This window comes from Sphingomonas sp. YR710, from assembly GCF_900101455.1.
GTDB lineage: Bacteria > Pseudomonadota > Alphaproteobacteria > Sphingomonadales > Sphingomonadaceae > Rhizorhabdus.
The window spans coordinates 1-15,710 of record NZ_FMZJ01000003.1; the positions used below are offsets into that span (position 1 = coordinate 1).

The 15,710-nt window shown below is 61.7% G+C and carries 16 protein-coding genes; 9 read left to right on the plus strand and 7 right to left on the minus strand.

The genetic code is table 11. The features are described 5' to 3' along the window. Positions 1-266: dienelactone hydrolase family protein (locus tag BLS13_RS04580; RefSeq protein ID WP_218123231.1), on the minus strand; the 266-nt coding region annotated here is incomplete at its 3' end. Positions 267-399: 133 nt separating this feature from the next. Here BLS13_RS04580 and BLS13_RS04585 point away from each other — a divergent pair. After that, positions 400-2,004 (plus strand): MFS transporter, encoded by a 1,605-nt coding sequence (locus BLS13_RS04585; protein WP_093450192.1) that lies wholly within the window; start codon positions 400-402, stop codon positions 2,002-2,004. A gap of 48 nt (positions 2,005-2,052) precedes the next feature. Here the strand turns inward: BLS13_RS04585 and BLS13_RS04590 are convergent, their stop codons facing one another. Both BLS13_RS04590 and BLS13_RS04595 read right to left on the minus strand, forming a co-directional pair. Next, positions 2,053-3,510 carry an aldehyde dehydrogenase family protein gene (locus tag BLS13_RS04590; RefSeq protein ID WP_093450194.1) on the minus strand — a complete coding sequence of 486 codons (1,458 nt, stop codon included), beginning with the start codon at positions 3,508-3,510 and terminating at the stop codon, positions 2,053-2,055. A 109-nt stretch (positions 3,511-3,619) separates the two neighbouring features. Next, a complete protein-coding gene (locus BLS13_RS04595; RefSeq protein ID WP_093450195.1) occupies positions 3,620-4,441 on the minus strand; it encodes an SDR family NAD(P)-dependent oxidoreductase in 822 nt (273 codons plus the stop codon). Positions 4,442-4,687: 246 nt separating this feature from the next. Here BLS13_RS04595 and BLS13_RS04600 point away from each other — a divergent pair, with 246 nt between their 5' ends. The 4 genes from BLS13_RS04600 (at position 4,688) to BLS13_RS04615 (ending at position 7,787) form a co-directional block, all read left to right on the plus strand. Further along, positions 4,688-5,311: a TetR family transcriptional regulator gene (locus BLS13_RS04600; RefSeq protein WP_176943436.1), complete on the plus strand. Its 624-nt coding sequence runs from the start codon at positions 4,688-4,690 to the stop codon at positions 5,309-5,311. Positions 5,312-5,440: 129 nt separating this feature from the next. Continuing rightward, positions 5,441-6,223: an SDR family NAD(P)-dependent oxidoreductase gene (locus tag BLS13_RS04605; RefSeq protein WP_093450198.1), complete on the plus strand. Its 783-nt coding sequence runs from the start codon at positions 5,441-5,443 to the stop codon at positions 6,221-6,223. A gap of 117 nt (positions 6,224-6,340) precedes the next feature. Further along, a complete protein-coding gene (locus BLS13_RS04610) occupies positions 6,341-6,946 on the plus strand; it encodes a malonic semialdehyde reductase (RefSeq protein WP_093450616.1) in 606 nt (201 codons plus the stop codon). A 100-nt stretch (positions 6,947-7,046) separates the two neighbouring features. Continuing rightward, a complete protein-coding gene (locus tag BLS13_RS04615) occupies positions 7,047-7,787 on the plus strand; it encodes an SDR family NAD(P)-dependent oxidoreductase (RefSeq protein ID WP_093450200.1) in 741 nt (246 codons plus the stop codon). Between the two features lie 97 nt (positions 7,788-7,884). On the opposite strand, the gene BLS13_RS04620 is transcribed toward BLS13_RS04615, so the two are convergent. Further along, positions 7,885-8,871 carry an LLM class flavin-dependent oxidoreductase gene (locus BLS13_RS04620; protein ID WP_093450201.1) on the minus strand — a complete coding sequence of 329 codons (987 nt, stop codon included), beginning with the start codon at positions 8,869-8,871 and terminating at the stop codon, positions 7,885-7,887. Between the two features lie 207 nt (positions 8,872-9,078). Here BLS13_RS04620 and BLS13_RS04625 point away from each other — a divergent pair, with 207 nt between their 5' ends. Beyond that, positions 9,079-10,302 carry a cytochrome P450 gene (locus BLS13_RS04625; protein WP_093450203.1) on the plus strand — a complete coding sequence of 408 codons (1,224 nt, stop codon included), beginning with the start codon at positions 9,079-9,081 and terminating at the stop codon, positions 10,300-10,302. A 79-nt stretch (positions 10,303-10,381) separates the two neighbouring features. Then, positions 10,382-11,257 (plus strand): TauD/TfdA dioxygenase family protein, encoded by an 876-nt coding sequence (locus tag BLS13_RS04630; RefSeq protein WP_176943437.1) that lies wholly within the window; start codon positions 10,382-10,384, stop codon positions 11,255-11,257. Between the two features lie 106 nt (positions 11,258-11,363). On the opposite strand, the gene BLS13_RS20605 is transcribed toward BLS13_RS04630, so the two are convergent. After that, positions 11,364-11,516, minus strand: coding sequence for a hypothetical protein (locus tag BLS13_RS20605; RefSeq protein WP_176943438.1), 153 nt, complete (start codon positions 11,514-11,516; stop codon positions 11,364-11,366). A 418-nt stretch (positions 11,517-11,934) separates the two neighbouring features. On the opposite strand from BLS13_RS20605, the gene BLS13_RS04645 reads away from it, so the two are divergent. After that, the gene (locus BLS13_RS04645) at positions 11,935-12,768 is read left to right on the plus strand and encodes a universal stress protein (RefSeq protein ID WP_093450210.1); all 834 of its coding nucleotides are present in this window, start codon (positions 11,935-11,937) and stop codon (positions 12,766-12,768) included. Between the two features lie 18 nt (positions 12,769-12,786). On the opposite strand, the gene BLS13_RS04650 is transcribed toward BLS13_RS04645, so the two are convergent. Continuing rightward, entirely contained in the window at positions 12,787-13,134 is a 348-nt protein-coding gene (locus BLS13_RS04650; protein ID WP_093450211.1) for an ATP-dependent metallopeptidase FtsH/Yme1/Tma family protein, read from the minus strand. 194 nt (positions 13,135-13,328) lie between these two features. On the opposite strand from BLS13_RS04650, the gene trxC reads away from it, so the two are divergent. Further along, the gene (trxC, locus tag BLS13_RS04655; protein ID WP_093450618.1) at positions 13,329-13,775 is read left to right on the plus strand and encodes a thioredoxin TrxC; all 447 of its coding nucleotides are present in this window, start codon (positions 13,329-13,331) and stop codon (positions 13,773-13,775) included. An 11-nt stretch (positions 13,776-13,786) separates the two neighbouring features. Here trxC and BLS13_RS04660 read toward each other — a convergent pair whose 3' ends face one another. Then, entirely contained in the window at positions 13,787-15,538 is a 1,752-nt protein-coding gene (locus tag BLS13_RS04660; RefSeq protein ID WP_093450213.1) for a chloride channel protein, read from the minus strand. Positions 15,539-15,710: the final 172 nt, after the last annotated feature.

The window sequence follows — 15,710 nt, forward strand, 5'->3', positions numbered from 1 at the left end:
TTGGCGCGGTTGAGCCCCATGATGTGCGGGATGACTTCCTGCATCTTGTCATAGCCGATCACCGGATCGCCGCTGCGATGGAACACATGCGGCGCGACCGCGACATATCCTTCCGCGGCAAGCCGCCCGCACACATCCATGATGTGGTCGGTGATGCCGAACGCTTCCTGGATCACGATGACAGCGCCCTTAATCGCCCCTTCGGGCTTCACCTCATAGAGCTTCATCTGAGCCCCGGCACTGTCAACGATTACTGTATCGGCCATCGATATTCTCCATAAACTGCCATTTGATTGCCTGAATATTAAGCCATAGATTTGGTCAATATGCGCCTGCCCATCTCGCGCCGGCGCCAGCCTGGCGCAGAATTATGACATTTCGCAAGGGACATCCCAAATTTTGCAGGATGCCGGAATCGACCATCGAGCTGAGAGAACGCTTCCGTTCGTGGTCAATGCGATGCCACGCACATTGCGTGCTCCCGCGCTCGCGGGACGCAATACGTCCCGAGAAGCCATTCGGAGCAAGGAGGCGAAAAGCCCTGATGCTAGTGGGATGTCCCAAATCGCCCCCCCCTGCATCGGCAACAAGTGCGTGTTCGCGATACAGGATTGCCGTGCCCACCCCAGACCCCGTGAGAATTGCCCATGGCGGAAAACGCTCCCCCTCCAAAAACTGCTCGAACAGCCTTGCACGGAAATGCTAGCCTCCTTCCTGCAGCGGAAAACCGCGCATCATTTCCGCCGCACAGGAGAGGCCATGACCTATTTTCAGGAGCTGCGGTCCAACTGGCGGCCACTGCTCGCCGCCATGATCGGAATGAGCTGCGGCTTTACGGCCATGGCGTTCACCAACTCTATCATGGGCCCGCACCTCATTCACGAGTTTGGCTGGTCCAAGGCGCAGTTCGCGCTGGTCGGAACGCTGAGCCTCATTACGCTTGTCGCCCTGCCCATCTCGGGCCGGCTCGTCGACATGTTCGGCGTAAGGCGGACGGCGTTTGTCGGGGTCGTGGCCGGGCCAATCACGTTCATCATCCTGAGCCATATGGCCGGCAGTCTCCCCTTCTACCTGGCCATCCTCGTCCTGCAGAACCTGCTCTGCATGACCACGACGTCGACGGTTTATAGCCGCACGGTCGTCCAGCATGTCGTCCGGGCGCGTGGCCTGGCGCTCGCCCTGGCGGCATCCGGCCCGGCTTTCACTCTCGCCACCGCCGGCCCAATCTTCAACAACTTCGTCGGTTCGCACGGATGGCGGGCGGGATATATCGTGCTCGCGATCTACTGCTTCGTCGGCGGCAGCATCGCGCTCATGCTCGTCCCCCCCGGCAGCAAGGGTCCCCTAAAAGCGGTGCCCATACGCAAAGAGGTGACGCGCGATTATGGATTGCTTCTGCGTACGCCGGCCTTCTGGATCATGCTTTCAGGGTTATCGCTTGCCAGTCTGTCTCAGTTCGTTGCGAACAGCCAGCTCGGCATCATGCTCCTCGAAAAAGGCGTGCCAGCTTCTGAATTGTCGGGCATGATCTCGGTCTTCGCAATCGGCGTCCTCGTCGGCCGCTTCGTTAGCGGCATCGCGTTGGACCGCTTCTCTGCGTCTCTGGTAACGACGATTGTCTTGGCCCTGCCTGCGGTCGGCCTTTTCCTTATTGCCTCCAATCTCGGCGAGCCGCTGGTGCTGAAATTCGCCATTCTGCTGATAGGGCTATCCTATGGCGCAGAATCGGACGTCATCGGTTATCTTGTCGCCCGCACCTTCGGAATCGGCGTTTATGGTACCGTGCTGGGCCTGATGGTCGCGTCGATTTCGCTGGGTTCCGCCAGCGGCTCGCTGCTGCTGAGCATTACCCTGAAGAGTACCGGCGGTTATGGACCGTTTCTGATCGTCTCCGGGGTTCTGGCGCTGGTCGGCAGCCTGCTCTTCCTCCTGCTTCCCGGTCGCACACCCCCGCGAACCCAGGAAGACGTCGATACCGTGCCAGCGACAGCGCCGGCCGGTTGACGGGATGGACGCGATGACAGGTTGCGCAAATAGCCGCCCCCCTTCCCCTCAGGCTAGGCCGGAAGGGCGAATGACCGCGGTCTTCTCCCGGGTGAATTCCAGCGCATCGTCATGGCCGTAGCCGCTCGCTTTCATTCCGGAGAAGGGCAGTTCGTGGCGTGCCTGCAGATAGGTGTTGACCCACACATTGCCGGCTTGAATATCCCGCACGAACCGATGCGCCCGCGCCATGTCGCGCGTCCACACGCCAGCGGCCAGCCCGTAAACGCTGTCATTCGCAATCGCGACAGCCTCGTCATCCGTATCGAACGGGATGACGACGGCGACGGGGCCAAAAATCTCCTCCTGGCAGATGCGCTTCTTATTATCGCCGGTTATGAACAATGTCGGCTCCACCCAATAGCCGCCCGGGAGCGAGGGGACGAGTGCGGGGCCGGATCGACCACCGAACACAAGCTCCGCCTCCTGCCGGCCGATCTCGATATAGCCGGTCACTCGATCGAACTGGACCTGAGAGACGATGGGGCCCATCGACGTGCCGCTGTCGAACGGATCGCCGATGACGATCTTCTCGGCGACCGAGCGGATGCGCCTGAGCATTTCATCCAATATGGGCCGCTGAACCAGGATACGCGAGCCGGCGACGCAGCCCTGCCCCGCGTTGATCGTGAACACCGATGTCGTGGTCACACCGATCGTCGCCGCATCGAGATCGGCGTCCGCCAGTACGATATTCGGCGATTTTCCGCCGAGTTCGAACACCGATGACGTCATGTTCTCCGCCGCTGCCCGCTGGATCCGCTGGCCGGTGACGGTCGATCCGGTCATGGTGATCTTGCGGACGCGCGGATCGCAAACGATCGGCTCCCCCGCTTCGGCACCCAGCCCGGACACAAAGTTCAGCACGCCGGGCGGGAGAATCTTCGCAATGATTTCCGCCAGCCGCAGGATCGCGGCGCTAGCCTGCTCCGGCGGCTTGACGACCACGGTATTGCCAGCCGCCAGCGCCATCGACGCCTTGCTGGCCATGATCGCGACCGGCGAATTCCAGGGCACGATGACGGCGACGACGCCATAAGGCTCGCGCAGCGTATAGCCCATCAGCTCCCGTTCAAGGAGCACGCTGCGGCCCGTCGCCGCCGGCTGCGTCATGCTGGCCGCGCGTTCCCACAGGAATCGCATCGCCATGCCGCGAGACGGCTGGATCGTGTGCAGCGGCCAGCCATTGTCGAGTGTCTCAAGGCGCGCCAGTTCATCGCCATGCTTGCCGAGCTCATCGGCGACCATCTTCAGATAATAGCCACGCCCCGTTGCGCTTAGCGCCGACCAGGCAGCAAATGCGGCATGCGCTGCGGCCACGGCCGCCTGTGCGTCTGATGCATCGCTGGCGGGAATGCGCGCCCACACTTCACCCGTCGACGGATTGGTCGAATCGAGCATGCGCCCGCTCCGCGCCGGACACATCTCCCCATTGATGAGATTGCGAAATTCTGGAAGTTCCGACATTTCATTTTCCTCTTCAACTCGCCATGCACAGCCGGCAGCGCTCGCGTCGGCCCGCGGCCGACGACCCATTTCGAATATTCTCGTTTCAAGCCGGAGGCGGCCGGGAAGCTCAGTCCTTCCGCTCGTAGCGGCCGATTATCGCCAGCGCGCCGCCATCGACCGGCACCTCGAGACCCGTAATGAAACCGGCTTCGTCCGACGATACGAACAGAACCGCATTGGCCACATCCATTGCCGATCCCATCCGGCCCAGCGGGACGAAACGCGAGCCTCGCGCTTCGAGCTCATCACGATTCGGCACGATTCCGTGGCGCGTGAGCCCCTCGATCGAATGGGGGGTGAGAACCCACGACGGGAGGATCGCATTACAACGAATGCCAAATGGCGCGTACGAGACGGCGAAACTATGGGTCACCGCATTCACCCCCGCCTTGGAAATCGAATAGGCGAACAATGAACCGCCGCCGGTGCGCGAACCGAGGGTGGAGATATTGGTGATCGAGCCTCCGCCCTGCTTCTGCATGATCGGCACGACCGCCCGGGACGTCAGCCAGATGGCGCGCAGATTGACGTCCATCATCAGCTGCCAGTTCGCGACCTCGAGCTTGAGAGGATCGGCATCGACATGGTTGATCGCGACAACGTTAACCAGCGTGTCGATGCCGCCCATGATACCGCGCGACTCTTCGATCAGCCGTGCGCAGTCTTCGGGACTCCCCACATCGGCGATGATGGCGTGCGCCTTCCCGCCTTCGGCAATGATCTGCTTTACCGTGGCCGCGGCACGATCCGGATCGCGATCGACCGCACACACTTCGGCGCCTTCCCGCGCCAGCAGCGTCGCGATCGCGCGGCCATTGCCAAGCAAATCACTCTCGGGCTGCCCGGCACCGACCACCACGGCCCTCTTTCCCTTCATGCGATCGGTCACGCGAACTGCTCCGGCGTAAAATCAAAATTGGGAAAATGCACACGCGCCCCGGCGCACACAGACTCGGCGCTGGCCCGCGACACGCCCACGATATTTTCAACCATCATCTCTTGCTCGCCTCTCCAGCGCCCAATCCTACCCGATCGCAGCGCTGAACATAACAGTAGTCGACACACATTTGTATGCCAACTAATATATTTGCGCTAACTCCTTTTTTGTGCCAGCACTGTGTTCATGGCTTCACAAGTGAAATTCCGAAGAGATGACGCGCCCGCCAACGGGCTTCGTTCGCGGAAGAAGGCGAAGACGCGGCTCACGATCGAGGAAGCCGCATTGGCGCTGTTCGCCGAGCAGGGATATGAGGCGACGACCGTCGAACAGATCGCCGAACGCGTCGACATCTCGACGACGACATTCTTCCGATATTTCCCCAGCAAGTCCGATGTCGTTCTGTGCCAGCAGGGCGCCCAGCTCCCGCTGTTGCGGCAGACGATCATTGACCGGCCCGCCGGTGAGAATGATCTGCTGGCAGCCCAACACGCCATATTGGCAATATGGGTGCCGGCCATCGACCCAGTGCATACGAAGCGCGCCGGAATGGCCGCCGCAAATTCGGCAGTCCTGCGCGGCCTGTATAACGACATCAATCGCAGCTGGCTCAACGCGATCGCCGAGGCACTGGCGGAGCGACGCGGGCTGGCCGAAGCTGACGAACAAAGCAAGATAACCGCCCGGGTTGCGCTCGGCGTGTTCACCGATGCTATCGGCTCGTGGGTCAGCAAGGATTGCCGCGACGATCTTTCAACCGTGATCTCGCAGCATTTCGATACGCTTCGGCGCCTGTCCGGCGACTGGGCCCAAACGAATTAAAACAAATGACAGATATGAGGAGAGTACGGTGGTGGCCGTAATCGCGATGAATGGCGTCCGATTGTCGCGCAGACAGGTCGGTGCGCCGGTCGGAATCGGGTTTCCGCACATGGGGCGGGAGGCGCGCGGGTGAGCGGCTTCTCGCTCGCAGGCAAGGTAGCGCTCGTCACCGGCAGCGGCCGCGGCATCGGCGCCGGCATGGCCCGCAAATTTGCGGAAGCCGGTGCCGCCGTCGCGGTTACCGCCCGCTCCTCCGACGAAATTGAGGCCGTTGCCGCAGACATCCGCGCCGCTGGCGGCCAGGCCGTCGCCATTCGCGCGGACATTGGCGATCCCACCCAACTGCCCGGACTTGTCGAGCGCACCGTCGCCGAACTGGGGGGGCTCGATATCCTCGTCAACAATGCCGGCGGCGGAACGTCACCGGCCTTCGTTGACACACAGTATCAGCTCCTCGAATCCCAATTCCATCTGATCGTCGCGATGCCGTTCGAACTGGCCCGCCTCGCCCTCTCGCATCTGCTCGATCGGCCCGGAGCGTGCATCATCAACACGCTTTCACCCGGCTCGTACAAGGCGCCGCGCGGCAACCTGTCTTATTACGTCGCGAAGGCGGCGCTGGCGCACATGACCAAATTGATGGCCGCCGATCTGGGGCCTCGGGTACGCGTGAACGGGATCATACCCGGACCGGTGGAAACACCCGCCCTGCAGAAGATCTTCGAGGGTCGCCCCGAAATACGCGATGCCGCGATGCGCTCGACGCGGATGCGGCGGCTCGGTCTCGCGGAGGATATCGGCTTTGCCGCAGTGTACCTCGCCTCGCCCGCAGCCGCGTTCGTCACGGGCGCATTGCTGCCGGTCAATGGCGGCGACGTCGAGGAGATGCGGCCAATCTCGCCGGATCTTTGATGCGCCGCCGCCGAGAATAACGACCGACCGCCCGCCAAGCCGGGCAAAAGATCGAACAGGCCGTTCCGGACGGCGATTGATTGATGGTTTTCAGTTTTGGAATTTGACGGAAAGGAAATGCCAGTGACCGGTAAGACGATCAACGACGAGTCCCTCGATCAGCTGTTTCGCGAGGCGAGAACGCAAAATGCGTGGAAGCCGGAGCCGGTGAGCGAAGCGCTGCTCCGCCAGGTCTATGATATCGCGAAGATGGCGCCGACATCGGCCAACAGCAACCCGGCTCGCTTTGTGATGGTATCGAGCCCGGAGGCGAAAGAGCGCCTCAAGGCCCATCTGGCGCCGACCAACGTCGACAAGATGATGGCCGCGCCCGTCTGCGTGATCATCGCCTACGATCTGGATTTCCACCAGAAGCTGCCCCAGCTGTTCCCGGCCGGCGGCGAAGGCTACAAGGCCTATTTTGCGAGCAACGAACAGCTCTCGCTGGATACCGCTTACCGGAACAGCAGTCTGCAGGGTGCCTATTTCATCATGGCGGCCCGCGCCCTGGGCCTCGATTGCGGCCCGGTTTCGGGCTTCAACAATGATGGAGTGGATAAGGAATTCTTCCCCGAAGGCCGCATCAAGTCGAACTTCATCTGCGCCGTTGGCCATGGCGATCCGGCGGGCGTGTGGCCCCGCAATCCGCGCCTCTCGTTCGAAGAGGCGTGCCAGATTCTGTAAATGACGGCCGCGTCACGCGGCACCGTCTGCCCGATCCGATCGGGCAGGAAATCATTGGAAGCATCCCCTATCTTGGGGGATCGATTGGTGGAGGATCCAAATGGGTTTTCTTGAAGGAAAAGTTGCGGCCATAACCGGTGCGGGTTCGGGCATGGGCAAGGCGTGCGCCAAAATATTCGCCCGCGAGGGGGCCAGAATCGTCATTTCGGATATCAGCGGCGCACAGGATCAGACGGCCGCCGAAATCGGCGGTGACGTCGTCACTACGCGATGCGACATATCGGACGAGGCGCAAGTCAGCGCCCTGGTCGACCTTGCGGTTGCGAAATTCGGTCGGCTGGATGCCATGCTCAACGTCGGCGGCATCGGGTCCGGAGGGCTGTTGGAATATCTGGAATCGGATGATCTGAGCCGCATGCTCGATATCAACCTGAAGGGCATGTTCTTCGGCGCCAAACATGCGGTGCGCGCGATGAAGACCACGGGCGGCGGCACGATCACCAACTGGTCGTCGCTGGCCGGGCTGATCCCGTCGGTCGGCAGCGGTGCCTACAATATCGCGAAGGCCGGTGTCGCGATGATGACCAGGAACTTCGCCGTCGAATGCGGCAAATATAATATCCGTTCCAATGCGATCTGCCCCGGCATGATCCTGACCGAGGGCATGGGTCGCGCCGGCTATGAGGCACAGCCCAAAAGAGCGACGGTCAACCCGCTGGGCCGGCCCGGGGCAGCCGACGATGCCGGCGAACTCGCCGCCTTCCTTGCTTCGGATCGCGCGGCCTATCTGAACGGCGTACTCATCCCGCTCGACGGCGGCTGGGGCGCAATGCTCGCCTAAAAGTCGGATAATTCCAGCCTCCGCCTGCTTGCGGGCGAAGGCTGGAAGAGGGGCGCTTTTCTTTTGCGTATCGCGCAACGAATTGCTGCGCGATACGCTAGCTTTTCAGATCCATCGCACTGATCAGCTCGAGCGACCTGATGCGAGCTGCCGGATCGAAGAAATTGCCCGCGATCATGATCTCATCAACCTTGGTCCGGGCAATCAACTCGCGAAACCGTGATCGAACGGTCGCTGGCGATCCGACGATCGTCAATTGATGCATATGCTCGATCATCGCCTTTTCCTGCGGCGTCCACACCGCCTCGATATCGTCGACCGGCGGCTGGACCCGCCCGATCTTTCCCCGGAAAAAATTGACGAGTCCGCACTGCGCCGAGGAGAATTGGCGCCGGGCCTCTTCATCGGTCTCGGCCGCGAAGACGTTGATGCACACCATGAAATGGGGCGCATCGAGCTGCTTCGACGGGGTGAAGCGCGCGCGATAGAGTTGGATCGCCTCCATCAGCCCATTAGGTGAGACATGCGCCGCAAAGGTGAAGGGCAGGCCCGCTGCCGCCGCGAGTTGCACGTTGGAAAGACTGGATCCCAGCAGCCAGATCGGCACGTCCGACCCTTCCCCCGGAATCGCACGAACCGGCTGATCGGCCGCAGCATGCCCGAGAAAGAACTGAAGCTCCTGCAAATCCGCGGCAAATCGCTCCGATGCCCTGGGATCGCGGCGCAAGGCGCGCACGGTCAATTGATCCGTCCCCGGCGAACGCCCGAGCCCGAGATCGATCCGCCCGGGATAAAGCGCGCCCAGCGTGCCGAACTGCTCGGCTACGGCGTAAGGCGCATGATTGGGCAACATGACCCCGCCCGACCCGATCCGCATCGAACGCGTTACCGCGGCGAGATGGCTGATGATCACCGCGGTCGCGGCGCTCGCCGTGCCCTGCATATTATGGTGTTCGGATACCCATAGCCGATGAAAACCGAGCCGTTCCGCGGCCTGCGCGAGTTCCCGCGATTTGCGCAGTGCGTCGACGGGGGTCTCTCCCTCGGCGATCGGGCAGAGATCGAGAATTGAAAGCAGTGTCATGATGCTCCTTACGGCGAGTTTCCGGCGTGATGCACCACCGCTGACCCCGAAGGCCCGACCGCTCGGCATCCGCGACTTATCATTTGCATGGCGTGATAGCCTGTCATAATATGGTGGTCTAATATTATTTGGTTGTCGACTCACATATTATATCGATCACCCGGAAAAGGGTCGGCAGGTTTCAATGTCCTTGAGAGGAAGTGCCTAATGATCAGTGCTCAGCAGGGTGCGGTGCAGATGCCATTCCCACGCGATGGTGTGCTCAAGATCTCGCCCCTTTATGCCAAGCTGCGCGAGCAGGCGCCGATCATCCCGGTCACCACGCCCACGGGCGATCCGGCCTGGGTGGTTGTCGCGTTCGATGAGGCAAAGCAGGTCTTCGCCGATCGGCGCTTTGGCTATTATACCCATCACGATCCCAAGAATGCGTCGCGCATGTCGGAGGCCGCGTTGCATGCCCATCCGTTGGGCGGCATGGACTTTGAGGACCAGATGGTGCGCCTTCGCAAGCTGATGGCACCCGGCTTCACGCCGCGGCGGCTGGCCTTGCTGAAGGACTGGGTTCAGGATCTGACCAACGGTTGCCTCGACGAAATGCAGGCAGCGCATGACCGGAACCCTGGCGAACCGGTCGACTTTCACGAACTGCTCGGTTTCCGCCTGCCAGTGCTGGTGATCGCGGCGCTGCTCGGATTTCCGGTCGAGGATGCGGATTATGTGACCGCCTTGTCTCACCGGATGGGCGGCACCCAGAATGGCGCGGACGCGATGGCCGCAGCCCGCGAACTGCAGGAATATATGCGCGGCCTGATCGCGAAGAAGCGCGAAAATCTCGGTCCCGACGTCCTTTCCGATTTCATCCGGGCACAGGATGATGATCCGTCCTTCTTCGCCTCCCGATCACTCGAGTCCTTCGCCGCCGGGCTGGTGTTTCCTGGACATGAGACGACTGTGGTGCGGATGGACTTCGGTGTCCTCTACCTTCTCAGCCAGCCCGAACGCCGCGACTGGCTGATGGCGGATCCCGAAGGCCGGATCGATCAGGTGGTCGAGGAAGTCCTGCGTATCACATCCGCCCATAATTTCGGGCTGATGCGATATGCCAATGAGGATATCGACGACATCGGCGGCGTCACGATTCGCCGCGGCGACCTGGTGATCATCTCCGAATCCGCTGCCAATCGGGATCCCAGGATGTTCGAGCGGCCCGAGGAATTCGATCCCACGCGCAAGAACAGCGGCCATCTGTCGTTCGGGCACGGGGCGCACAACTGCCTGGGAATGAGCCTCGCCCGGATGGAGCTCAAAGCCGTCTTCCTGTCGCTGTTTCGCCGCTTCCCCCAGGTGCGGCTGGCCGCAGACCCCGCCGAGATGGAGGTCAACAACAGCCGGGTCGGCGGCGGCGTGGATCATGTCCCGTTGATCTGGTGATTTGCGTCATTCTCTTCCGCAATATGCGCTTCAACATAGTGGCCCCTCCGCCCGAAAAACAAATGCTATGGAGATAAGAATGTCTGAGATGACGGTAAAAACTCTGAATCCGGTCTTCGGCTCGGAAATATTCGGCCTGGAGCCGCGCACCCCACTTGACGCCGATACGATCCGCACCTTGCGGAAACTCTTTGACGAACGGAGCCTCCTGGTTTTCCGAGGTATCAACGCCGACATAAAATTCCAGACCTACTTGTCTGAACTGTTGATCGGCAACGACGTACCCGATCCCGACACGCTCACGCTCAACGACAAGTTCATGATTTCCAACCGCGAGCCCACCGGCGCGGCGCCCTATGGGCGCCTGCTATACCATTCGGATCAAATGTGGTCCGCCAAGGACCGCGTCGACTTGATCTCGCTATATGGCAAGGAAGTCGGCCAGCCCGCGACGCCGACAATGTTCGTCAGCGCGGTCGACGGGTGGACTAGCTTGCCCGAAGATCTGCGCGCCCAGGTCAAGGATCGCTTCGCCATTCAGCATTATGACGAAGATACCTACCGCAAGCGCGCCGCAGGCGACACCGACGTGCTGGTTTCCACCTATCAGACCGGCGAGGATTTCGTGAAGACCCCGATCGCTTACGTCCATCCGCGAACGGGCAAGACGATCCTCTATGTTTGTCAGCAGACGACCCAGAAGATTGCGGATATGCCCGAGGCCGAAGGCGACCCGCTACTGGAGGCGCTCTTCGAACATCTGTATGCGTCCGGCAGGGAATTTCCGCATTATTGGCAGGAGGGCGACCTGGTCGTATGGGACAATCTGGCCCTGCAACATGCGCGGCCCAACGTCCTGGTCGAGGGCCCGGCCCGCACCTTGCGCAAAACCATCGCCCCCTTTCCCAAATCGATGATCAAGGGGCCGAAATATGCTAGCCTGGCGGCAAATTGAGCCGCCCGCGGGCCTATAGTTGACGCACAAGATTGGTAGAATGAAAGGGGGCACCGCCAACATTCGCGGTGCCCCCTTTTTATACGGCAGGGAGCTGCTCTCCCGATCAGCCCAGCCGCCCGAGCCGATGATAGAGATTGCTGTACTTCGACGATTCAGGCTTGTCCTTGATTACCTGCATATAGTGAGCAACCGCCTGCTTCATCAGCGTAAAATCTTCGGTCGAAAAAACGGCGCGGGTGCGCTGCGGCTCGGTCATGGGTCGTTCCTCTCGAAAAAGCGCGTCCAGGATTCGCTGATCCATGAACCCATGATAGGCGCCGCATCGCCGATCGTGCACAGGCAATGAAGTTCAATTGTAACGTATTACAAGATTTCGTTGTAAAGTTGTAATGTTCCATCACATCCCCGGGGGAACAGCTTCGCATTCGCGGTCAGCCCGGTCGATGACCTGATATCCGTATCATTCCGCATATTGGCTCGATGGTCGCCGCCATAATCTCCAACCAGGCATGGGAGAGGGTGGCGAATGAATGCCTTCGCGAGTTCGGTCGACGAAAAATTGAGCTTATCCACGATAGGAAATGCTCTTATTGTCGATCTTGCTCTCCCGATGTTTGAGCCGGATCTGCCTGCGGTTTCACAGGTACGATTATTTTCTGCACGGGAAACGACAGATGAGCTACGCAACATTGATGGTTCATCTGCAACTGGGCCAATCAAATGCCGCACTGCTCACTCTGACGGCTGACATCGCGCGGCGATATCGTGCGAACGTGATCGGCATCGCGGCCTGCCAACCGCTGCTGGCGACGTCTGCTATAGCCGGCTTTCTGTCAGCCGAAGCCGTCCAGCAGGATCAGACCGCATTCGATCGCGAAGCCCGCGAGGCTGAGGCTGAATTTCGGCGACTGCTCGCAGGCCATGCGGCCAACCTCGATTGGCGCTGTGCATCCGTATTTTCGTCGCTCGCCGATTATATCGCTTCCGAAGCGCGATCGGCCGATGTGATATTGACGTCACCCGAACATGGCGGATCACTATTCTCCACCGCGCATCACGCGCGAATGGGCGATCTCGCGATGCAAGCCGGTCGGCCCATATTGCTAGCGCCCGACACGATCACCCGCCTGCAGCTCGATCAGGTGCTCATCGCCTGGAACGATAGCCGTGAGGCACGACGCGCGATCCTTGATGCCCTGCCCCTGCTCGAATTGGCCGCAAAAATCACCGTTGCAGAGGTGGTACACGCAAGCGATGTATCGGCCGCGCGGGAACGCCTGAACGATGTCGTCGGTTGGCTGCACAGCCATGGCATTTCGGCCGAATCACTTGTCCGGGTCGCAACCGGTTCCGATGCACATGAAATTGCCGATATTGCACGCTCGATCCGGGCAGACGCCGTCGTGGCGGGCGCTTATGGACATAGTCGCCTGCACGAATGGGTACTCGGCGGCGTAACGTCGAACCTGTTGTCGAATCCGTCCCGGCTAATATTGCTGTCGCGCTGAAATGCGGGTGCCCCTTACCTACGCCCACAAGTCGGCGGCTACCGCGGGATCCACGCGCGCGGTTACGAACGCCTTGCGGCCATCCCTGTCCGCTGCGACATAGCGGCCCCGGATCTCGCTATCGGATAGAACGACCTCGGCAATATGGCCATTGCGCAGGTCCTGCAGAAACGCATCATACGTGATGGCCTGCGTATCGCGATGGCTGAACACCGATTGCGCCCAGAGCAGCGCGAGGAAGATGATAGCCCAATACCAGAAAGAGATCCGTCGCTTTTGGGGCGGCGTTGATTTCTGTCCGGGCCGGAGTGCCGATCGGTTGACGGCATCGCCCGATGCGGGCCGTTCCCCCAGCAGACGGGACAAAAGGCTCGGTGTCGACGATCGCGATTTTTGCGGTTCACTCATGAACAGCGGATATGAGATGCAGATCCAACGCCTCTATACGTGATCTCCCGCAAAACCGACCGCGATCCGCTCCGGAATTTTACGCATCCTCGACGCAACGCAGGAATTCGCTATTTGCGTTTATGCGCAAACAGTTGAACGGAGTGATCGACATGGCGGTGAACCAGACAGCGACAGCTATGGTCGTGTGCGCTCACTGCGCGGGCGCCAACCGCGTTCCGGCAGCCCGCTTGCGCGAACATCCGCGGTGTGGTCGCTGCAAGCAGCCCTTGTTTCAGGGCGAACCGATCGCCGCCGATACGGCCGCTTTCGATCGGCATGTCGCCACGGGATCGCTGCCCGTGCTGGTCGATTTCTGGGCAAGCTGGTGCGGCCCGTGCCGGGCGATGGCCCCGGGTTTCGCCGCCGCCGCCCGCGATCTGGAACCCGATTTTCGCTTGCTCAAGGTCGATACCGAGGCGGAACAGTCGTTGGCCGCGCGTTTCGCGATCCGCTCGATCCCTTCGCTGATCGTGTTTGCCGACGGTCGCGAGGTTGCGCGATCGGCGGGCGCAATGGATCGGCAGTCGATCGTCGCATGGGCACGACGGCACGCATAACTGCCGGGCTTTCAATCCTCGCCATAGAGTTCGCGCTGCGCCCGGTCCATTTCGTCGCCATAGCGCTTGCGGACGTATTTTTCGGTCAGCATTCCCAGGATCTGGCCGTCGGGACCGACCACCGCCAGATCATCCGCCTCGCTTTCATCGAACCGGCGCATGATCGCAACAATGTCCATGTCGGGTGACAAAGTGGCATCGGCCAGCACCGCCAGCTCGGCAACGGGGCGCTCGGCAGAGCCTGTGTCGGCATAGACGGCCGCCGTCGGCACCAGACCGGCATAATGGCCCTGCGCATCACGCAACAAGACCCGACTGGTCGAACCGATCGGGAATCGTTGCCGAAAATCCGCCAGCGACAGGTCGGGCGCGGCCGTTGCCGGCGCGACCCGCATCATCCGTCGCGCGGTCAGCGCGCGCACCCAGCCGACATCGCGCGCGCTGCGGACCACCTCACCCCGCAGATGGAGCCGCCAGGTCGAGAAGGAGTAGCCGAAACGCTCGCGGACCAGCGCACTCGAACAGAGGGTGGCGGTCAGCACAGTCGCGGTGATCGCGAAATCATGGGTCGCCTCGAGCACCAGCAGCGACATCGTCATCGGACCGCCCACTACCGCCACCGCGAGCGCCGCCATGCCGACCAGCGCCGCATCGACCGGCGGCAGCGGCGGCGCATGCGGCACCATGGCGAGCAATGCCGCGAAAATCTGCCCCAGCAGCGACCCCAGAAACAGCGACGCGAAGAACAGGCCGCCCCGGAATCCGAAACCCAGCGAGATCACCGACGCGACGATCTTCAGGCCGAAGATGATCAGCAGCGCCCCCAAGCCAATCTGCGCGCCGATCGTCAGGTGAAGCGCACCATGCCCGGCCGACAGGGCATGCGGCGAGGCCATCGCGATCGGAATCAGCAGGAATCCGCCGATCACCGGCCGCACATGATCCGGCCATCCCGTCCGCCGCACGCTCGCCTCGACGAGCGATACCAGCCGCATCAGAGCGATGCCGACCAGCGCGGCGACAAGACCGAATCCTGCATAGAGCAGATAGTCCGCCGTCGCGATCGTCCGGCTGCTCGTCGCGGCGATCAGGTAAGGCGTGGCCCCGAGCGTTCGCGCGGTGACCACCGCCGCCAGCGTTGCCGCCGCGACCGGAGCGATGCTCGCCGGCGTATAGGCGCCGATCACGATCTCGAAAGCATAAAAGGCACCGGTCAGCGGCGCGCCGAACGCCGCTCCGATCGCCGCGCCGGCCCCGGCGCCGACCAATATTCGTAGATCGTTGCGGCGCAGGTTGAGCCAGCGCCCGGCCAGCGAAGCTATCCCCCCGCCTGCCTGCGCATAGGCCGCTTCGAGCCCCACCGACGCGCCACATCCGTTCGACAGCAATGTCTGCACCGAGACCAGCAAAGTATCACGCAAAGGTATGCGACCACCGTGCAGCGCATTGGCCTCGACCACGTCGATCGCCGTCCGCCGGGCATGGCCGGCCAGCAGCATCATGCCCGCCAACAGCAACCCGCCCAGCGGCAGTGCCAGCAAGCGCCAGGGCGCGATGCTGGCCTGCCCGCTCAGCCGCATATCGGGCGCCAACCCGTAGAGCGCGCCCTGCGCCGCGTGAGCCAGCGCGCCGAGCAGCGCCGACGAAAGGCCCGCCACCACCCCGATCCCGATAGCGAGAAGAATGAACCCGGCCTCGCTGGCCCGAAACAGGCGGCGCGCAATCGAAACGATCCCCGTCGGGCGGAAAAGGCGCTCAACCATGGCGGCAACTCTTTCGGATAGCATCGATAGCGGTCACCGAGCACCCTTGGTCCAACTGCCTATGCGGTTGCAACGCTCGAGGGGGAAGGACGACACCGCTGAGCCGAACCCCATCATGAGTCGCGACGCCTTCATGCACCGGACATGATCGGTTCGGTCATGTCCGTATCCT